This is a genomic window from Klebsiella grimontii, assembly GCF_042137965.1.
GTDB lineage: Bacteria > Pseudomonadota > Gammaproteobacteria > Enterobacterales > Enterobacteriaceae > Klebsiella > Klebsiella grimontii.
Map to the genome: position 1 here is coordinate 3,078,213 of NZ_CP169721.1, position 18,492 is coordinate 3,096,704.

Genomic DNA, 18,492 nt, shown 5'->3' on the forward strand with positions numbered 1-18,492 from the left:
CCTTATTTGCCCGCGGCACGCCCCAATATTGCACAAATTACCGTTTTGCCAAAAATCAGGTTTAAAAATAACGGCGATTGTTTTTAAGTTGTTTCAATGCTGTTTCTCATTAATTGCGTTAAATTCCTTGGGGTTAATATAGCTGTATAGTTTTTTTAAACTTAAAGGCCAAAAATTTACTAATTGCCACCGGTCGAACAGTGCCAGCATAGTGTCAGGGCAAGATGAACGCCGGCGGCTCCCCATTTTAGAACAGGGGAATCGCCTTAATTTCCGTTAATTATGGCGAGTGAAATAGCCCATGACGTTTAACTGGAACTATATGTTAAGCCTGCTCAGCGATGTCGATTTCTGGCAGGCCACCTGGACCGTCATCAAATTAAGTTTGCTGACCTGGGCTTTCAGCATTGTGCTGGGATTTATTCTGGCGCTGGCCAAACAGTCGCCGCGCAAGCTGTTTAACGCGCCTGCCCGCCTCTATATCTGGCTGTTTCGCAGCATGCCGCTGCTGGTGCTGCTGATTTTTGTCTACAACATGCCGCAGGCGCTGCCCTCCTTCGCGCCGGTGCTGAACGACCCGTTCTGGGCCGGGCTGCTGGCGATGGTGCTGAGCGAAGCCGCCTATATTGCTGAAATTCATCGCGGCGGGCTGCTGTCGATTCCGAAAGGACAGAGCGAAGCCGCCCGCGCGCTCGGGTTGCGCTATGCCGGTACCCAGTGGCGCGTGGTGATCCCGCAGGCGCTGCGCGTCGCCCTACCGGCGCTGGCCAATGAGTATATCGCCATCGTCAAGCTCAGCTCGCTGGTGTCGGTTATCTCCCTGACCGAGATCTTAATGGTCGGCCAGCGCCTCTATTCGCAGAATTTCCTCGTCATGGAGACCATGGCGGCGGTGGCGTTTTACTACATCCTGATCGTCACGGTGTTTGATTTCCTGCTTAAGCGCCTCGAGACCTGGCTCGACGTCACGCAACGTAAAACCACGCGTCCGGTGGATGAAGAAATGCAGCAAATGGCCACGGCGCGACGTCCGGCAATGGCCCGCAGCGTTAGCGTCGCGCAGGAGCCGGCGCTGCAGGCGTCTAAGCTGCATAAAGCCTATAACAATGTCGAAGTGCTGGGCGCGGTCAGCCTGCAAATTCAGCCCGGCGAAGTCGTCTCCGTCATTGGCCCATCCGGCTCCGGTAAGACCACGCTGATCCGCCTGCTGAACGGCCTTGAGCAGATCGATAACGGCGAGATCAAAATCAACGGCCAGCCATTTATTCACCTCGACCGCCAGGGGCAGCAGAAGCCGCGTTTTATGGAGAACAGCGAGCATCGCCAGAATATCGGCATGGTCTTCCAGAGCTTCAACCTGTTCCCCCACCTGACCGTGCTCGGCAACCTGCTGCTGGCGCCACGCTATCACCATCTGGCCAGCGAAGGCGAGCTCAAGCAGCACGCCTGCGAACTGCTGCATAAAGTCGGGATGCTGGAACACGCGTGGAAATATCCGCATCAGCTTTCCGGCGGCCAGCAGCAGCGGGTAGCGATTGCCCGCGCCCTGATGATGCGCCCACAAATTATGCTGTTCGATGAACCCACCTCGGCGCTGGATCCGGAAAAGGTTAACGAGGTTCTGCAGGTTATCGAATCGCTGGCCCATGAAGGTATCACCATGGTGATCGTCACCCATGAGATGAACTTCGCCTTTAAGGTTTCCGACCGAATTGTGTTTATGGAAAAAGGACGCGTGGTCTGCGACGACACGCCTCAGGCAATGCGCGACGGCCAGCATCCGCGCGTGGACGCCTTCCTGAAAGATGTCTCTTTGGCTTAACGCCTCCGTTCCCGAAAGGAGAAAAATATGATCGCGCAGTGGCAAATCGAACAGTTTCATCAGCAGGGTTTTCTGGTTGTTGAAGAGGTGCTCTCCGCCGAGGAGGTGGCTCTGCTGCAGACCGATTTCGACGCCTGGGTCGAAGAGAGCCGCCAGCATAGCGAGGCGTGGGGCGAAACCCTGGACGGCCGTCCGCGCTTCGACCTCGAAAGCGATCACACGCCGCATCACCCCTCGCTGCGCCGGGTGAGTTCGCCCACCGAGATTTCCGCCGCCTACCGCCGCGCCGCCCTTGATTCGCGGATGGCGGCGATTGCCGGCCAGCTCATCGGCGGCAGCGGGACCCGTTTTCATCACAGCAAAATCAACTCCAAGCTGCCGCACACCGCTACGCAGGTGAAATGGCATCAGGATTTTCTGTTCACCCCCCACAGCAACGACGACATTATCACCGCCCTGCTGATGGTTAGCGAAGTGACGCCGGAAAACGGTCCGCTCAACGTGGTCCCGGGAAGCCACCAGGGGCCGCTGTGGTCCCACTGGCAAAACGCGCGTTTTACCGGCGCCGTGGACCCGCAGGTCGAAGAAGCCCACTGCCAGCAGCCGCAGGCCTGTTTCGGCCCGGCGGGTTCAGTGTGCTTTATGCATACCCGCCTGCTTCACGCCTCCAGCCCTAATGAAACCGACCTCCCGCGCACGCTGTTTATCAGCGTCTACGCAGCGGAAGATGCCCTGCCGTTCGGCGAAAATCCGCTGCCCAGCCTTCACGCCGGGCAGATGGTTGCCGGCGAAGAGAGCGGCCTGGTGCGTAGTACCGTTAATCATTTACGTCTGCCGCAAAAACCGCGCGGCGCATCCTTTTTCGTCCAGCAGGCCGGTACCGATCGCGCCAGCATGTAATTTGCCCACTCTTTGGAGGTTCTATGAAACGTATTAATGCTTTGCGCCCTGCTGTCCTGCTCCTTTGCGCCGCCGGCGCCCTGTCGTCCTTTAGCGCCCTGGCCTTCCAGCAGCCGGGGAAAATCACCGCCGGTTCGGATATGACCTTTTTCCCGTATGAATATATGGAAAACAACAAGCCCGCCGGGTTCGATATCGAGTTTCTCGCCGGGCTGGCGAAAACCATGGGCCGCGAGGCGGTGAATATTGATACCCGGTTTCCGAATTTGATTCCGGGTCTGCAGGGCGGACGCTTCGATATCACCAACTCGTCGATGTACATCACCGCCGAGCGTTTGAAGGTTATCGATATGGTGCCCTATCTGAAAAGCGGCGAAGCGATCCTCGCGCTGAAAGGCAGCGACTATCAGCCAAAAACGCCGGAAGAGTTTTGCGGTCATAAAATTGGCTCTATGGGCGCGACCTCATGGCTGGCGCAGCTGCAAAAGCTCTCCGCCGACTACTGCGTGAAAAAGGGCCTGAAGCCGATAGCGCTTAGCGAATATACCACCGACCCGCAAACCACCCAGGCGCTGCTGTCGCGGGCGGTTGAGGCGCAAATCACCGATGCGGCGGTGGCGCGCGGCGTGATTGATAAGCTTGGCGATCGGGTGACGATCTCTTCCGAAACCTTGATTTATCCGGTGCTCAACGGCTTTGGGGTGAAAAAAGGCGATAGCGAAGTGAAAACCGCGCTGGAGGAAGGGCTGAAGAAATACAGCGCGACGCCGGAATACGCCGCGCTGCTGAAGAAATATAACTTCCAGGCGCCGACGCCGGAGGACCTGCAAACCCTGATGCCGAAGGCGGAGTAACGACATGGCCCGGTCTTATGAAGAACAGACCCGCATCGACCTGGCGGCGACCTTTCGTATCATCGCCCATCTCGGAATGCACGAGGCGGTGGCCAACCACTTTAGCGCGGCCCTCTCGGCGGACGGCAAAAAATTCCTGCTGAATCCGAAATGGAAACACTTTTCGCGCCTCCGCGCCAGCGACCTGCTGCTGCTGGACGCCGATGATGAAGCCTGCGCCCGGCGATCTGACGTCGACGCCACGGCGTGGGCGATTCACGGGCAAATCCACCAGCGCCTGCCGGAGGTGCGGGTGGTGCTGCACCTGCATCCGGTGTATACCACCAGCGTCGCTTGCCTCGAGAAGCCGCATATCCCGCCGATCGATCAGAATACGGCGCGCTATTTTAATCGGCTGGCCGTCGATACGTTATACGGCGGTATGGCGGATACCACGGCGGAAGGCGCGCGTCTGGCGGCACTGCTGGCCGATAAGCGCCGGCTGCTGATGGGCAATCACGGGGTGCTGGTGACCGCGCCGTCGATTGGCGAGGCTTTCGATGATATTTGGACCCTGGAGCGCGCCTGTCAGATTCTGGTGACCGCCTGGTCAACGGGGCAGCCGCTGAAGGTGCTCTCCGCTGCGGTAGCGGAGAAAACCGCGCAGGATTGGGAGGGGATCGCCGACTTTTCGCGCCAGCATTTTGAAGAGATGAAGCAGATGATGATCGACGCCGATCCGTCATTGCTGGACTGACGGCCTACTCCCGGAGAAAAACGCCCGGTGGCGGCTGGCGCCTTACCGGGCCTGCGGGGTCGTGCAGGATTCAAGGCGCCGAGCAGCTTGTAGCCCCGGTAAGGCATCAGCCGCCGCCGGGGAACAGGCGGCTAGTAACGCACGCAAACCGACTTCGTTTCGCACCAGTCGTCCAGCCAGTCGGGGCCGAAATCGCGGCCGGTACCGGACTGCTTCATGCCGCCGAACGGCAGATTGGCGTCGATCAGCGTATGGCTGTTGACCCACACCGTCCCCGCCTGCAGGCGGTCGGTGTAGCTCAGCGCCTGAGTCAAATCGCGGGTCCAGACGCTGGCGGTCAGGCCAAAATCGCTGTCGTTGGCCAGGCGCAGCGCCTCTTCGCCATCGGCCACGCGCACCAGATTCACCACCGGGCCGAAAACCTCTTCCCGGCTCAGGCGCAGCCCTGCGTCGGGGTTAATCACCAGCGTCGGTGCAATATAGTAGCCCTGCGCATCCGGCCCCGCGTGACCGCTAATTAGCTCAGCCTTCTGCTGACGGGCTTCATCAAGATAGGCGGCCACTTTGGCGCAGTGCGCCTGAGACACCACCGGGTTAATCTGGCTGCTCTCGAGCATTCCGGGTCCGATCTGTAGCGACTTCACCGCCTGCTCAAAGCCGCTCACTAGCGTATCGAACAGCGGCGCTTCGATATAAATTCGCGAACTGGCGGCGCACACCTGCCCCTGATTCAGGAAGCTGCCGGTCATTAAGCCCTCAATCACCCACTGCGGATCGGCATCTTTCAGCACAATAGCCGGGTTCTTGCCGCCCAGCTCCAGCGTGACCCGGGTCAGGCGATCGGCGGCCACGCGGGCAATCTGTTTACCGGTAGCAGTCGATCCGGTAAAGCTCACCTTGGCGACAAGCGGATGCGAGGTCAGCGCCGCGCCGCATCCGGCCCCGTTACCTGTCACTACGTTAAAGACGCCGTCCGGCACGCCCGCCTCGGTTGCCAGTTCCGCCACCCGCAGCAGGGTCAGCGGGGTGGTCTCCGACGGCTTAATGACGATTGAACAGCCAGCCGCCAGCGCGGGCATCACTTTCCACATGCCGATCATCAGCGGGAAGTTCCACGGCACGATCCCGGCCACAACGCCCACCGGCTCCTTTTTGGTCCACGCCTGATAGCGCGCGCCCGCCGGGAAGGGAATCGATACGTCCAGGGTGCGGCCGCTGATTTTGGTGGTCAGCCCGGCGGTATAGCGCATCCAGTTCAGGGTGCAGCCCACTTCAAAGGCGCGGGAAATGTTAATCGATTTCCCCTGTTCAAGGGTCTCCAGCTGCGCCAGCTCCTCGCCGTGCTGCTCCACCAGATCGGCGAAGCGCAGCAGGATCCGTTCGCGGTCGGCGGGGGTCCGCCCTGCCCAGCTGCGGGAAACGAAAGCGCGCCAGGCGGACATTACCGCCCGATCGACATCCGCGGCGTTAGCGTCCGCGGTGCTGGCGATAGCCTGACCGGTGGCCGGGTTCCAGACGGTTAAACGCTGTTCACTCTCTGCCGCCTGCTGCGTACCGTCGAGGTACAAACCATGCTGTCTGTCTAAAAACTGCTGCACGCTGGCGAGTAGCGCGACCTGTGATGTGGACATACCCCTTCCTTATTGTTCGCGGATAGTGGTATCAGTCTATGCCGGGGTCGCGATTCACGCTTTTTTCTCTGTGACATTCGTTTTTGCCGCTGTGACAGCCGCCGCAATTAAGTCGATGACGCGGACAGAAAATGTGCAGCAGGTAATAGTTCTTTCATATACTCCGTCTTCTGCCCTTGCCTCCAGCATCATAAATGCAACAATGCAAAAACATTATTATTACAAAGGATGCGCGATGAATACGGCAAATCGTGGGCAGAATTACCAGCATTGGTTAGCAAAAATCAATCAGGTCTGCGGGCAGTTCGCCGCCCGTCCGCTGGATGATCATTTCCACGGTGAGATCGACGCCAGCTATGCCGGCGACCTGAAAGTCAGCACGGTGACCGCCCGCGGCATCAACCTCTACCGTACCCGACAAGAGATCCAGCGCGATAATGACGCCTGGTTTTATACCGTCTTCCAGCTCGCGGGCCAGGCGACGATCGAGCAGGATGGCCGCCAGGCGATGCTGGAGAGCGGCGATATCACCCTGATTGATGCGTCTCGTCCATGCTCGATTATCTGGCAGCAAACCTCGCGCCAGGCCTCCCTGCTGCTGCCAAGATCGCTGCTGGAGCAGCAGCTGCGCGGCAGTGAAATCAGCATCGCTACGCGGCTGGCGAAAAGCCTGCCGATGGTCCAGCTCAGCCAGCGCCTGCTACATGAAAGCATGAACAGCCCTGAACTCTCGGCCAGCGAAAGCAAAGCGGCGCTGGAGGCCATCGTCTGCCTGCTGCGTCCGATGCTGCATCATCAGGAAGCCCAGCCGTCCCGGCGCGATAAGCAGTTTCAGAAAATCATGGCGTTAATCGATGAGTCGATTCAGGCGGAACATCTGCGCCCGGAGTGGCTGGCCAGCGAAACCGGCATGTCGGTGCGCAGTCTTTACCGGCTGTTTGCGGAAAAAGGGCTGGTGGTGGCGCAATATATTAAGAATCGTCGGCTCGATTTGTGCGCCCGCGCGCTGCAAAGCGCCCATGATGATGAAAAGCTCGCGGGGATTGGCTACAGCTGGGGGTTCAGCGATCATAGCCATTTCTCCACCGCCTTTAAGCAGCGTTTCGGCGTCTCGCCGGGAGAGTATCGCAAGCGCTGCCGATAGCTATTTTTTCAGCCATTTGCCGTTAAGGCCCTTCACGTACTCGCCCGGCTGCGCCCTGGCGACCAGCTTCTGCCCGGCCATTTTCGCCACCTGATCCACCGGTAGATTATTGTCATCCGCCAGTTGCTGATAGCTGTCGCTGCGGGCGGCGTTGATCTGCTTCACCAGTTCAAGGGTTTCTTTATCCTGACGCAGCGGTTCAAGATAGCCATTGAGGGTTTCGCCGACCCGCCCCTGCTGGCGAGCTTCATTGAGGGTCAGGGCCAGCGCCTGAGCGCTGAACAGCACCAGCGCCAGCGTCGTGGTTATCAGTCGTATTCTCATCATCGCCTCAGAACAGATCGCTACGCGATTTGAGCAGATTCTCAACGTCTTTATCCAGCTTGATATGAATTTCATGCTCAATTTTGACATTCATATTGATGGTGATCGGCTCTTTCGATGCCGCGATTTCAATACGCGGCGTACAGCCCGCCAGCAGCGCGGTGGCCAGAAAAGCGGCGAATAGTTTGATCATTATTGTTGTTCCTTACAGGTATGACTGTCCTGACAGCGCGGCGCGGGCAGCCTGGCGTTCTGCTCCAGCCACGCCTGCAGATTGTCACCGAAACGCAAGCTGCGCCACAGGTCAAAAATATTCTCTTCATGGGAGTAGTTTAAGTGCACCGTATTACTTTTGCCCTCTACCCGGCTGGTACCGCTAATCGTTGCCTTCAGCGTCAGTACGCCGAGGTTATCGAGGTTGATCCGCGTCCACGATCTGGCCACCTCCATATAGCGCAGCCAGTTAATGGCCGCCCCGGCGGAGACGTTGTCGGCCACCAGCGCGTCCGCGGTGTCTTTATCGAGGCGCATCGTCATCGGCCCCGGATTGCTGAACCAGCCGTCTTTGATAATCCATTTATCGTTATCCAGCCACAGCGGCAGCGCGCCGTTAAACGGGCCAGAGACGGCGAACTGCTTCACTTTAATCGCGCTCACTAATTCGCTGCTGGAGATGTTTTGCAGACGCAGCAGCGCCGGGTCATGCTGCGGCATCCTCAACTGCTGCATGGTCAGCTTGCCGCCGAGAATATCGACGCTGACGTTGCTCAACTGTAAAGGCGCGTCGTCACTCCAGGGCCAGGCGCCCTGGAGATCCGCCGTCAGATTGCGCGCGGTGAACTGGTTGACGACTTCCCCAATGCGCAACGATACCGGATGGCGAGTGCCAAGCTGCCAGGTGCCGTCGCTAAAGCGGAACGGCAGCACAAAATCGACGCCGTTGATCTGGTTATCCGGCATCCAGGCGCTGCCGCCCTTGAGCACACCGTGACCGCCCGCCTCGAAGCCCTGCCCGGCTGCGGCGGAGAATGCCACCTGCGCGTAAAGCGTTCCCTCACGCAGGTTCATCTTCCACTCCGGCGGCAACAGCGGCTGGAAAACGGTCAGCGACTGTTTTGGCCACCATGCCTCGCCGCGCAGACGTTCGCCGTCCCAGCGCCCGGTAACGCGCACGGGGCCAATTTTTTGCGCATGCAGGGAGCCGTTGAACTGGAACCAGGTCGGATCGCGGCCGTCGATATTAAATTTCAGCGTCGACGGCGGCAGTTCGCTGCCGCCGCTGAAGGTGGTTTTCCCGGCATCCAGCGATAGCGCGCCGGTCAGTTTGGGATGCTGCTCATCGCGCAGCCAGTGGATCGGTTTTTCCAGGGTCAGACGCGGCGCGCTCACCAGCATGGAACCGTACTGCAGCTTATCGAACCCGGTCGACAGGCTGTTGAGCACGATGGTGCTGTCGGCCCATTCGCCCGCGCCTTTCACATCCCAGCGCGCCTGCATTGGGGTGAAATGGCCCTCGCCCCAGTAGCGCCACTGCCAGCGGCCATGGTCGGGCATAAAGTTGTCGGCCTGGCCGTCAAGATGCAGGGTAAAATCGCCCATCTCCTGTTCATGGGCGCGTAAAATAGCCTGCAGGCGGCCATCAACGCCCTGCTGCGTCACTTTGACGCCCGCCAGCGGCCAGCGGATTTCATCGATATTCAACGAATCGATGACCCGCCCGCGCGAACGCAGCAGCGCGCCGGGGTGAAAGTTGAGCACCGGCGCGGTAAGCGGCCCGCTCAGCTGCGCGGGCAGTTTGGCGTAAAAAATCAGATCGCCGAGCTTAGCCTCGCCGGTCAGCTGTAGCGGCATGTCGCTGCTGTCCATGCTCAGCTTGCCGGGGCCGATATTCAGCACGGCGTTGCCCTTCCCGGCCTGGCCCTGAGTGAGCACGTTAAGTCGCCCGCTGACCTGCATCTGCTCGGTGCCCTGCTGCCAGTTGCCCAGCGAAAGCGCGACGCGGCCGCTCAACGCGTTGCCCGCGTATTCGGTGTGCCAGCGGCCATCGCTGATGGTGATACGATCCGGAGCGATTTCCCACGGCAGGTCAAGCATCGGCTCCACCTCACCGCGCGGCGTGACCAGCAGTTGCCCGCGGTTCTCTTGCCACTCCAGTTCGGCATCGACCAGGCCGGGAGTTTGTGGAAATTCAAAGGTGCTGAACAGGTGGCCATCGACCGGCAAGCCGTCCGGCACCAGCGGCATCTGAAACTCGCCCACCAGCTTCACCGGCGCCTGGTCTTCCACCAGACGCGCGGAGAAGTCGCTGACCGTCAGCGCCTGGCCGCGCAGTCGCGCCTGGAAGGTGACCTCTTTCCCGGCATAGCCGATATCCTGCTGCTGCGGCGTGAGCGACATCACCAGCCGCCCCTGCCATTTGTCCCACGGCGACAGGCGCAGGTTGTCAATCGTCAGCCAGCTATAAGGGAGCATTGATTGCCATTCGGCGAGGGTTTTCGGCGCCCCCGGCGCGGCTTCGCTCTCCGGCAGCTTGTTCAGACAGGCGCTGTTAATATCCAGCTCGCCGATATGTAAACGCCAGCGGCTGGGACGCGAGAGCGAGGCATTGGTGACGCGCGCGATTTCGCAGTCGCCGACCAGGTAGCGGAGATCCGGAATGCGCAGCGCAGAGCGCGTCAGGCGCGGGCTTTCATTGAGGGAGATTCGGGTTCCCGTAGGTAGCCAGATACCTGCCAGCGTGGGCACCCAGTGGGTGAGCGTCAATAGCAAAGCCAGCGGTAGCAGCACGAGGGCTAATAATAGCGCGATGGCGGCTTTATATTTACCCTTCATGGGCAGCTAATATCCTGATTCGAAATGAGTAAAAGCCGAGAGGCCGTTATTGTGGCACGTTCGACCTGTGAGTTAAAGTTTCCATCCCGTTTAAGCGTAGTCGTCGCCATGTGATTCTCCAGCGGGTCATTTAGCCGGGGTTTAGTTTTCTCCTGCGACACTGCTTTATACCTGTGAACGTAAACGGATGAGGCTGTGGACTTAATTATCTCGCTGATGGAATACGCTCAGGGCCGCTATTCATTGGTTTTGCTGATGGTTTTCCTGCTGACGTTCGCTAAATCCTGCGCCGTCATCTCGCTGCTGATCCCGGGCACCTCGGGGCTGCTGCTGTTCGGCGCGCTGGCATCGGCCAGCCCGGGGCATTTCCTGTTAATGTGGATGAGCGCCAGCCTCGGCGCTATCGGCGGATTCTGGCTCTCATGGCTGACGGGCCGCCGCTATCGGCGCCATCTGTATCGTATCCGCTGGCTCAATGCCGAGCGCCTCGCTCGCGGCCAGCTGTTTCTGCGCCGCCACGGCGCGTGGGCGCTCTTTTTTAGCCGCTTTCTTTCTCCGCTGCGCGCCACCGTGCCGCTGGTAACCGGCGCCAGCGGCACCTCTTTCTGGCATTTTCAGCTCGCCAACGTCAGCTCCGGTCTGCTCTGGCCGCTGATCCTGCTGGCGCCAGGGGCGTTAAGCCTCAGCTTTTGATGAAAGGTATTGTCTTTTAAAGAGATTTCTTAACACCGCGATATGCTCTAGAATTATTACTATAACCTGCTGATTAAACTAGTTTTTAACATTTGTAAGATTATTTTAATTATGCTACCGTGACGGTATTATCACTGGAGAAAAGTCTTATGAAAATCGCTGTGTATAGTACAAAACAGTACGACAAGAAGTATCTGCAGCATGTTAATGATGCATATGGCTTTGAACTGGAATTTTTTGATTTCCTGCTAACCGAAAAGACCGCCAAAACCGCCAACGGCTGCGAAGCGGTATGCATTTTCGTGAACGATGACGGTAGCCGCCCGGTACTTGAAGAACTGAAAGCCCACGGCGTGAAGTACATCGCGCTGCGCTGCGCCGGGTTCAACAACGTTGACCTCGATGCCGCCAAAGAGCTGGGCCTGCGCGTGGTGCGCGTCCCGGCCTACTCGCCGGAAGCGGTCGCTGAACACGCTATCGGCATGATGATGTCGCTGAACCGCCGCATTCACCGCGCCTATCAGCGTACCCGCGACGCTAACTTCTCTCTGGAAGGGCTGACCGGTTTCACCATGCACGGCAAAACCGCCGGCGTTATCGGCACCGGGAAAATCGGCGTCGCCGCGCTGCGCATTCTTAAAGGCTTCGGTATGCGCCTGCTGGCGTTTGATCCTTACCCAAGCGCCGCCGCGCTGGATATGGGCGTGGAGTATGTCGATCTTGAAACGCTGTACAGAGAGTCCGATGTTATCTCCCTGCACTGTCCGCTGACCGATGAAAACTACCATTTGCTGAACCATGCCGCGTTCGAGCGAATGAAAGACGGGGTGATGATCATCAATACCAGCCGTGGCGCGCTCATCGATTCGCAGGCGGCGATCGACGCCCTGAAGCACCAGAAAATTGGCGCGCTGGGGATGGACGTGTATGAGAACGAACGCGATCTTTTCTTTGAAGACAAGTCTAATGACGTGATTCAGGATGATGTGTTCCGTCGCCTCTCCGCCTGCCACAACGTCCTGTTTACCGGTCACCAGGCGTTTCTGACCGCGGAAGCGTTGATCAGCATTTCGCAAACCACCCTCGACAATCTGCGTCAGGTGGCTGCTGGCGACGCCTGCCCTAACGCGCTGGTCTGATATTCCTTTCCCTTTTGTGCTCCCCCATGGCGGGGGGCACATTCAGATAATCCTCACAGAAATCGCCTGCGATAAAGTTACAATCCCCTTCATTTATTAATACGATAAATATTTATGGAGATTAAATGAACAAGTATGCTGCGCTGCTGGCGGTGGGAATGTTGCTATCGGGCTGCGTTTATAACAGCAAGGTTTCGACCAGGGCGGAACAGCTTCAGCACCATCGGTTTGTGCTGACCAGCGTTAACGGGCAGCCGCTGAATGCCGCGGACAAGCCGCAGGAGCTGAGCTTCGGCGAAAAGATGCCTATTACGGGCAAGATGTATGTTTCAGGCAATATGTGCAACCGCTTCAGCGGCACGGGCAAAGTTTCCGACGGCGAGCTGAAGGTTGAAGAGCTGGCGATGACCCGCATGCTCTGCACGGACCCGCAGCTGAATACGCTGGACGCCACGCTGAGCAAAATGCTGCGCGAAGGCGCGCAGGTCGACCTGACGGAAACGCAGCTGACGCTGGCGACCGCCGACCAGACGCTGGTATATAAGCTCGCCGACCTGATGAATTAATAGTTACCGCAGCTTCCGCCTGCCAGCGCCTGCTCGCTGCAGCGCTTGCCGTTCGGCAAGGCGCACATGCCGATAGCGGAGCCATCAAGCTGGCGGGCTACCGATAACGAGCCGCCAACCATGGCGCAGTTTGCCTGGCCGGAGCTGCTCATCGCGGCGCGCATCCCGGGCGACACGTGCGCCGCCGTCGCCTGCTGAACAGGCTCATCATGACTACTACACGCCGACAGTAACAGCGCAGCACATCCCACTAAAAACGCAGCTCGCATCTTCTCTCCCCCTCAGATACATCTTAAAATGAACAAGCCTAAGGATAATAGGCAGCTCAGCGCGCCGCGTCGAGAGGCGAAGTACGTATTTATGCGCTGTATTAACATTTATTAGCAAATTTTTTTGGCGTCAGAAGCCTCTCAGCATAAGCACATTCATCTCTGTACGACTGAAAAGCATCATAATGAGGCAATAGTTGCCCGACAGTAAAAGATGTAGTGCTTTGTTGTGCAAGAAGATTTCCTCCGCGATAGCACTATTCATAAAGCAGGGGCCGATATTTTTATGAATTGCATATCTTCATCCTTAGTTAAAATTAACGACCTGCGTTATTTTGATGGATTAATCAACGATAATATTAATCACCTGTTTTATCAAAATGCTGAAATGTCTTATCAGAATATTTGATATGAATCAGTTGCTTATTAATACTATTTGGTAAATACTACCTCAGTGACCACTAGTTGTTATGGCAACGCTATATAATATGTTCTGCTAATAGATGTTTTATTTCGTATCAAGAAATCCATTCGGCCCAGCCACACAGGCAATCAGAAATAGCCATTGCGGATGTGTACGCTTTTTTCTCAAGGTTTAGAGACCGGTGCCCATCCTGTATGCCGGTAATAAATCCCCACCTGCTTTCAGCCCTGCCCCAATTCTAATGGTATGACATAAATGGAAGATGCTGCAGAGGTGCCAGCGAAGAGCGCCAGGTTGCTTTATTATCGAATTCAGTGACCGCCTGAACGGCCACTGCTAAGAAAAGGCAGTTACACAGAACGTATGTACAGCCCCGTATATAACCAAATCTAGCTTTTAACAGCAATATCAACGGCTTCCCTGATTGACTTCAGCAATCCTGCTTTATCACGAAGTCCTATAAATTTTCTGTATACAGGCGCCTCCCAATTGCTCCCACATATCACGTTGACACTTAAATTATTTGAACCTTCGTGGAATGACACATCTACTGAAAAATCATTTGGATACTCAACTAATAATATATCTTCATCAATATAGCCTACTGGACCATCGAAATCCGTGATAAATAATGTATCATCAGTCACCACTCCACCTTTGAAATCTATATCTATACGATTGATACTCATTTCATGTACTCCTTGGCTTTTTGCTCCGATATTGGATGAGAGTGAACAACCCCCTGAGACTCTTTAACAACAACCCACTGGGTTTCTTTTCCAGCATAAGCACCAATTACATGATCATATTTTTTCACCTTCCATGTTGGGTGTTTGGCTGTCATTTGCCCATTTTTCCATGCGTCGATATCGATTTCAGCAATATTAACATCTGGTTTGAATTTAGCACTCCCTCCATTAGCTGTTGCATTAACAATATCCTTCCAGGATACACCTTTAGGGGGATAATGCTTGTGCTTATGATTAACTGATTTTGGCAGGCTACTTAACATAACATAAATCGGCTCAACGCCGGTTCCTGTCGCATCAGGTTGCCAGTAGATGAAGTCCTGCAGCGGCGGAACATCGGCTACTGGCAGTGAGGTGGTGACAATACTGTCCGCCTGTTTTACTTCCGTGCCGGTGTGAACCGGCGTCACTGGCACTGGCGTGCTGTTGCCGGTATGGGATGGCGCAGCGGGACCAAATGGTACAGGGTTGATCAGAATGCTCAGTGACGGAGCCCCGTCCACCGCCGGTACCATGATTTTATCAAGTCCGGAGGCCTTGTCGCGTACGCCACTCAGTACCGGTACAGTGGCAGATATGCCGCCTGTGCCAGTTTTCACCAGTTTCAGAGACTGGCGCCCATCCATTTCCATGGTGATAAATCCACGCACCGGCAGGTCAACGCTTTTCATCCCCGGATCGATGATCAGTTTACCAGCTGTAAACAGGCGGGCCTGGGCGGCCATTATCTCAATATCACGCCCGGGAACCTTACTGTCGTTACCGCCACCGGCACGGGGCGAGAAGAATATCGTCGATGCAGCAGCTACCATGGCACCAGCCGTTGTGGCAGTGGCGGCTCCTGCCACGCCCACAACACCCCGCCAGAGGGCTGATGAAATCCAGCCGGAGAATTCAGCGGTAGCCGTTATAACGGCACTGGCTACACCGGGAAGGGCAGCCGGTGCCCGTACCGCCACGGCGGCCATCTGTATCATTCCCGGCGCCCGGTTTAGCAATATTACCCCCGGTTTTAACATCAGAACGGAGACAGCTTTTACCATCTCCTGGGTGTAAACCGGGGTGCCCTGAATACCCACCTTCGCAAAAAGAGCCTTTTGCGCCTCCTCAGCCTTCAGTCGTTCAGCTTCCTCTTTCTCCGCCGCAACCCTGTCAGCTTCAGCCTTTGCTTTTGCAGCGGCCTCATGCGCCCTGGCTTCCTTGAGTTCCCGCTCAACTTCTGCCTGCTGGCGCTGCGCTTCTTCCTGCGCCAGCAGTGCGGCCTGATAAGTTTCCTCAGCCTTTTTAGCTTCCCTCTCCGCCTTTTTTCTGGCTTCGTTCAGTGCTTTTTGACGGCCAATTTGCTCCCCAAGCGCCGCAAGTTCCTGGTTGTTCTGATGTGCAAGGTCGGTGACGCTCGGCCCGGACCTGGCTTTTTGAAGAGCTTTGTCCGTCACGTCTTTCAACTGCTGCATGAGTCTGTCAAGGGATGCCTTTGCTGACTGCTGAGCTGCCGTAGCGGCACGGATTCTTTCCGCCTGCGCCGCCATCGTTTTTTCCAGATTTTCGGTTGACCATTTTGCGGTGGCTTCAATGGCCGCCGAGCATTCAGCCTGAAGACGGGAAAGCGTCTTCTTGCGCTGGTCAGCCAGTATACTGCCGCTACCAGGAACAATATTTGCGTGCCCGCCAGAAAAGCCTGCGCCGCCATCCCCGCCAATCACGGTCATCACCTCTTCACCGTCGGCATTAACGCCGAGGGAAACCATTCCTGGAGGAGCTGGTGTTAGCGGTGCCGGTTGATTTTCAGCCATCATTCTGTCTCCTGTCCGTCGCGGAGCTCCAGATCGGCCAGACGCTGGTCAATATCTGTTCGCGATTCCTGTTCTTGCAGCATCAGAGCTTTGTCTTCCAGACGAGCCTGACGTTCTTCCTTCAGAGCCTCAATAAGAAGTGCTACTACCCCGTTAATATTTAGGCTGAGGGCATCCTTCAGCACACGGCCATCGTTTAAAATCACTTCAGTCCGAGAGACGGTTTGAGGTAGAACAGCCTCCACCTCTTGCGCGATAACGCCAGCTTCGCTAACCCCCTGCTTCAGGTAGGTGTAACCACTGATGCGATTCAGTTTTTCAAACGCATTATCGATTTTTTCAACCTGGGTTTTCATGCGTGCGTCAGAACTGCTGTGCCAGGCGCCATTAGTATAGGCATGACCATCATTACGGAACTCGTACCAGCCCTGCGCGCCACCGTTGGCCACATGTAGGCCGAGAAAATGATGCTGGCCAATACGTTCCGAGTGATAGAGGTCTGCGGATAAATCTCCTGCCCCCTGAATGCATAAACCGTTCGTTATTCTGGCTGCGTTGTTATCTATCTGGCGATAACCTTTCGCGACAAACCATCCGTCTGAATTGCGTTTAACATACTGACCCGCATCAAGTTCATTGTTAGGACGGACGCGAAGCTCATTCCACTTTCCATGCCAGTCACGGTATGAAAGTAATCCGTAATCATCATGACCGGCGTTAACCCGAGCCCCCATAAGCATTCTTGTAACGACGCTGCCAGTCTTGAAATCGGTATACATAGGGGCAGAGTCATAGGTTTGACCGTTAATAAGCGCATCTGGCCCGGTCAATGTGGTAAAAACTCCCGCATTGTGAGAAACCATAGCCCCACCTGAAATATCCACGCCATTACGAAGAGCAACGCGCCCGGTTTTGAGGTTAAAGGATAATGGGCGAAGGGTATTCCATTGCCCGTCTTGCGCCTGCCCTTCAGGGGTGACGAGGGTGTGAAAATCATTCCCGTCATTGCGCAAGACGACTCCCGTTTTGCTACCTGCCAGGCGGAACGCGTTCTGCGATTTAGAAACGACTTCACCATCTGTCACCACACGTTTACGCAATGTGGTCAATGATTTCATTTCTGAAATATCGTCGTTAACGCCATTTAAAACTTGCGCATTACTTTTTTGGTCAACCATTTCTATATTCCTTATCGATGATTTAATTACTTACGGTATGAATAGCTGAATATATTTATCCAGCACTTCCACTTGGATTACTCCATTAACACCTAATTGCAATTCATTTAACTTAATTACCCGTCACGCTCATTCCAGAAAGCATTGAGAGGGTTAAATCATTAGATGTATACATATTCAATTTCTCCAGATTTCGATTACTGAAATGATTAAATTAATAAAACAGAAACTACATAGATACTCGCGTTCGCAACCAGCCATAGATAAACGATTCATTGGCATCATTTCTTTCAGCCAGCTCCAGATAATACTGCCCTTGACTACAGTTTAATGCCCGTAACAGTACAAGCTCTCCTTCGTTTCCTCTGCGAATAAGATAATGGCTCAAGGCATTTAAAGTTCTCGGCCCCATTACACCATCGGTCATAAGATCCGGATAAAGTGCCCCACGATGATTAAACGCATTTAACCAGCGTTGAAGCCATTTACCGGGTAGAACAGGCCCCATATTAACCCCGGCATCACACAGTTTTTCAGCGATCGCGGTAGATATTTCAGCAACATGATCGAACCGGGGCGCAATCCAGTAGTCAGCGTTGAGAATATCCAGCGCCTGCTGGCGCGTCAGTTTTTGCATATCGCCATCATAACCATGAGCCCGCGCGGTGACTTGAGTAATCCCCCAGTTTGTCGGCCCACCTCTATCATCAGCATGATTTACATAACCGCCCTCCTTTTCCAGAATGGCATTAAAAATCTCATCTTTATTCATCTATTCCTCATTTATCGATTAAATGCGCGATATTCCCTCTCACCAGGAGCACGGCAATAAAGACAAAAAAATTCACGGTAACAACCAACCAGTGGGTCGAGGTATACAAGCCGAAGAGATAACGAAACGGTATGCTGGCATAAGTGATGACCAGCAAATATGCCGTATACGATATCCATGGTCGATATCTTCGGTGCCGGACGCGCCGATAAAACATCAAGCTTAGGGTAATAAAAGCGCAGAGCGTTGCGTTTACCAGCGCGGGAAGATCATTTTCCATTCGGGCGCCCACTGTTGTTGCGGGTGAGTATTTTATACAGGTCGCTGAGATCCTGATTATTCAGAAAGGTAAGTATCTTAATAATCAGCGCCGATATCAGTACGGCACCTAACGCATCTAACGGTCTATCACTATATCCTGTCCAGATAGCCAACTTTGTCCCAATTAGCCCGGCGCCCAGGACACCAACAATGAAGGACGTCATAAAATAGGCCACTAGTCTAAAACGCGTTATATTAACCGCCGTCGCCACATAAAATACCGCGCCAGCAAACGCGCCAAATACAACGCCATAATCAATACCTGTCACCAGGCCAAACATACCGGCGCCCATTAATCCACCCGCAACAATTATCGACGTACCGGAAACAGGATCGGACATATAC

19 protein-coding genes are annotated in these 18,492 nt (G+C 55.5%); 8 read left to right on the plus strand and 11 right to left on the minus strand.

Going from position 1 to position 18,492, the window contains the following annotated elements:
• Window positions 1-301: 301 nt before the first annotated feature.
• From ACE3MN_RS14520 to ACE3MN_RS14535, 4 genes are read left to right on the plus strand one after another with little or no spacing between them, the layout of a single operon-like run.
• Window positions 302-1,822 carry an amino acid ABC transporter permease/ATP-binding protein gene (locus tag ACE3MN_RS14520; RefSeq protein ID WP_024358339.1) on the plus strand — a complete coding sequence of 507 codons (1,521 nt, stop codon included), beginning with the start codon at window positions 302-304 and terminating at the stop codon, window positions 1,820-1,822.
• 27 nt (window positions 1,823-1,849) lie between these two features.
• Complete coding sequence (locus ACE3MN_RS14525; RefSeq protein ID WP_049086819.1) at window positions 1,850-2,722, plus strand: phytanoyl-CoA dioxygenase family protein; 873 nt, start codon at window positions 1,850-1,852, stop codon at window positions 2,720-2,722.
• Window positions 2,723-2,745: 23 nt separating this feature from the next.
• Complete coding sequence (locus ACE3MN_RS14530; protein ID WP_024358341.1) at window positions 2,746-3,576, plus strand: ABC transporter substrate-binding protein; 831 nt, start codon at window positions 2,746-2,748, stop codon at window positions 3,574-3,576.
• Window positions 3,577-3,580: 4 nt separating this feature from the next.
• Window positions 3,581-4,312: a class II aldolase and adducin N-terminal domain-containing protein gene (locus ACE3MN_RS14535; RefSeq protein WP_024358342.1), complete on the plus strand. Its 732-nt coding sequence runs from the start codon at window positions 3,581-3,583 to the stop codon at window positions 4,310-4,312.
• Between the two features lie 131 nt (window positions 4,313-4,443).
• Here the strand turns inward: ACE3MN_RS14535 and ACE3MN_RS14540 are convergent, their stop codons facing one another.
• On the minus strand, window positions 4,444-5,943 hold the full coding sequence (locus ACE3MN_RS14540) for an aldehyde dehydrogenase family protein (protein WP_102650182.1): 1,500 nt from the start codon (window positions 5,941-5,943) through the stop codon (window positions 4,444-4,446).
• A gap of 235 nt (window positions 5,944-6,178) precedes the next feature.
• Here ACE3MN_RS14540 and feaR point away from each other — a divergent pair, with 235 nt between their 5' ends.
• A complete protein-coding gene (gene feaR / locus ACE3MN_RS14545; RefSeq protein ID WP_024358350.1) occupies window positions 6,179-7,087 on the plus strand; it encodes a transcriptional regulator FeaR in 909 nt (302 codons plus the stop codon).
• Here the strand turns inward: feaR and ACE3MN_RS14550 are convergent, their stop codons facing one another.
• Genes ACE3MN_RS14550 through ACE3MN_RS14560 form a run of 3 tightly spaced genes read right to left on the minus strand, consistent with a single transcriptional unit; the run spans window position 7,088 to window position 10,243 of the window.
• The gene (locus ACE3MN_RS14550) at window positions 7,088-7,411 is read right to left on the minus strand and encodes a YdbL family protein (RefSeq protein ID WP_004121062.1); all 324 of its coding nucleotides are present in this window, start codon (window positions 7,409-7,411) and stop codon (window positions 7,088-7,090) included.
• A gap of 7 nt (window positions 7,412-7,418) precedes the next feature.
• On the minus strand, window positions 7,419-7,604 hold the full coding sequence (locus ACE3MN_RS14555; RefSeq protein WP_004121063.1) for a YnbE family lipoprotein: 186 nt from the start codon (window positions 7,602-7,604) through the stop codon (window positions 7,419-7,421).
• Window positions 7,604-10,243: a YdbH family protein gene (locus ACE3MN_RS14560; protein WP_102650181.1), complete on the minus strand. Its 2,640-nt coding sequence runs from the start codon at window positions 10,241-10,243 to the stop codon at window positions 7,604-7,606. The genes ACE3MN_RS14555 and ACE3MN_RS14560 overlap by 1 nt, the downstream gene beginning before the upstream one ends.
• Window positions 10,244-10,438: 195 nt before the next feature.
• Between ACE3MN_RS14560 and ACE3MN_RS14565 the strand changes: the two genes are divergently transcribed.
• The 3 genes from ACE3MN_RS14565 (at window position 10,439) to hslJ (ending at window position 12,641) form a co-directional block, all read left to right on the plus strand.
• Window positions 10,439-10,936, plus strand: coding sequence for a DedA family protein (locus ACE3MN_RS14565; RefSeq protein WP_024358352.1), 498 nt, complete (start codon window positions 10,439-10,441; stop codon window positions 10,934-10,936).
• 149 nt (window positions 10,937-11,085) lie between these two features.
• A complete protein-coding gene (locus tag ACE3MN_RS14570) occupies window positions 11,086-12,075 on the plus strand; it encodes a 2-hydroxyacid dehydrogenase (RefSeq protein WP_004139156.1) in 990 nt (329 codons plus the stop codon).
• Between the two features lie 125 nt (window positions 12,076-12,200).
• Entirely contained in the window at window positions 12,201-12,641 is a 441-nt protein-coding gene (gene hslJ, locus ACE3MN_RS14575) for a heat shock protein HslJ (RefSeq protein ID WP_004139159.1), read from the plus strand.
• Here hslJ and ACE3MN_RS14580 read toward each other — a convergent pair.
• The 7 genes from ACE3MN_RS14580 to ACE3MN_RS14610 form a co-directional block, all read right to left on the minus strand.
• On the minus strand, window positions 12,638-12,910 hold the full coding sequence (locus ACE3MN_RS14580; protein ID WP_024358353.1) for a DUF333 domain-containing protein: 273 nt from the start codon (window positions 12,908-12,910) through the stop codon (window positions 12,638-12,640). The two genes, hslJ and ACE3MN_RS14580, sit on opposite strands and share 4 nt — an antisense overlap.
• An 813-nt stretch (window positions 12,911-13,723) precedes the next feature.
• Complete coding sequence (locus tag ACE3MN_RS14585; protein ID WP_004139169.1) at window positions 13,724-14,023, minus strand: hypothetical protein; 300 nt, start codon at window positions 14,021-14,023, stop codon at window positions 13,724-13,726.
• Window positions 14,020-15,879: an S-type pyocin domain-containing protein gene (locus ACE3MN_RS14590; RefSeq protein ID WP_053086483.1), complete on the minus strand. Its 1,860-nt coding sequence runs from the start codon at window positions 15,877-15,879 to the stop codon at window positions 14,020-14,022. The genes ACE3MN_RS14585 and ACE3MN_RS14590 overlap by 4 nt, the downstream gene beginning before the upstream one ends.
• Complete coding sequence (locus tag ACE3MN_RS14595) at window positions 15,876-17,054, minus strand: tail fiber domain-containing protein (protein WP_004139172.1); 1,179 nt, start codon at window positions 17,052-17,054, stop codon at window positions 15,876-15,878. Before ACE3MN_RS14595 ends, ACE3MN_RS14590 begins: the two co-directional genes overlap by 4 nt.
• 229 nt (window positions 17,055-17,283) lie before the next feature.
• Entirely contained in the window at window positions 17,284-17,826 is a 543-nt protein-coding gene (locus ACE3MN_RS14600) for a glycoside hydrolase family 108 protein (protein WP_004139174.1), read from the minus strand.
• A 7-nt stretch (window positions 17,827-17,833) separates the two neighbouring features.
• Window positions 17,834-18,106, minus strand: coding sequence for a phage holin family protein (locus tag ACE3MN_RS14605; protein ID WP_004139176.1), 273 nt, complete (start codon window positions 18,104-18,106; stop codon window positions 17,834-17,836).
• On the minus strand, window positions 18,096-18,488 hold the full coding sequence (locus ACE3MN_RS14610) for a phage holin family protein (protein WP_004139178.1): 393 nt from the start codon (window positions 18,486-18,488) through the stop codon (window positions 18,096-18,098). Before ACE3MN_RS14610 ends, ACE3MN_RS14605 begins: the two co-directional genes overlap by 11 nt.
• Window positions 18,489-18,492 lie beyond the last annotated feature (4 nt).

Coding starts and splice junctions, on each gene's coding strand:
- ACE3MN_RS14520 (WP_024358339.1), top strand. CDS start 302: ATGACGTTTAACTGGAACTATATGTTAAGCCTGCTCAGCGATGTCGAT.
- ACE3MN_RS14525 (WP_049086819.1), top strand. CDS start 1,850: ATGATCGCGCAGTGGCAAATCGAACAGTTTCATCAGCAGGGTTTTCTG.
- ACE3MN_RS14530 (WP_024358341.1), top strand. CDS start 2,746: ATGAAACGTATTAATGCTTTGCGCCCTGCTGTCCTGCTCCTTTGCGCC.
- ACE3MN_RS14535 (WP_024358342.1), top strand. CDS start 3,581: ATGGCCCGGTCTTATGAAGAACAGACCCGCATCGACCTGGCGGCGACC.
- ACE3MN_RS14540 (WP_102650182.1), bottom strand. CDS start 5,943: ATGTCCACATCACAGGTCGCGCTACTCGCCAGCGTGCAGCAGTTTTTA.
- feaR (WP_024358350.1), top strand. CDS start 6,179: ATGAATACGGCAAATCGTGGGCAGAATTACCAGCATTGGTTAGCAAAA.
- ACE3MN_RS14550 (WP_004121062.1), bottom strand. CDS start 7,411: ATGAGAATACGACTGATAACCACGACGCTGGCGCTGGTGCTGTTCAGC.
- ACE3MN_RS14555 (WP_004121063.1), bottom strand. CDS start 7,604: ATGATCAAACTATTCGCCGCTTTTCTGGCCACCGCGCTGCTGGCGGGC.
- ACE3MN_RS14560 (WP_102650181.1), bottom strand. CDS start 10,243: ATGAAGGGTAAATATAAAGCCGCCATCGCGCTATTATTAGCCCTCGTG.
- ACE3MN_RS14570 (WP_004139156.1), top strand. CDS start 11,086: ATGAAAATCGCTGTGTATAGTACAAAACAGTACGACAAGAAGTATCTG.
- hslJ (WP_004139159.1), top strand. CDS start 12,201: ATGAACAAGTATGCTGCGCTGCTGGCGGTGGGAATGTTGCTATCGGGC.
- ACE3MN_RS14580 (WP_024358353.1), bottom strand. CDS start 12,910: ATGCGAGCTGCGTTTTTAGTGGGATGTGCTGCGCTGTTACTGTCGGCG.
- ACE3MN_RS14585 (WP_004139169.1), bottom strand. CDS start 14,023: ATGAGTATCAATCGTATAGATATAGATTTCAAAGGTGGAGTGGTGACT.
- ACE3MN_RS14590 (WP_053086483.1), bottom strand. CDS start 15,879: ATGATGGCTGAAAATCAACCGGCACCGCTAACACCAGCTCCTCCAGGA.
- ACE3MN_RS14595 (WP_004139172.1), bottom strand. CDS start 17,054: ATGGTTGACCAAAAAAGTAATGCGCAAGTTTTAAATGGCGTTAACGAC.
- ACE3MN_RS14600 (WP_004139174.1), bottom strand. CDS start 17,826: ATGAATAAAGATGAGATTTTTAATGCCATTCTGGAAAAGGAGGGCGGT.
- ACE3MN_RS14605 (WP_004139176.1), bottom strand. CDS start 18,106: ATGGAAAATGATCTTCCCGCGCTGGTAAACGCAACGCTCTGCGCTTTT.
- ACE3MN_RS14610 (WP_004139178.1), bottom strand. CDS start 18,488: ATGTCCGATCCTGTTTCCGGTACGTCGATAATTGTTGCGGGTGGATTA.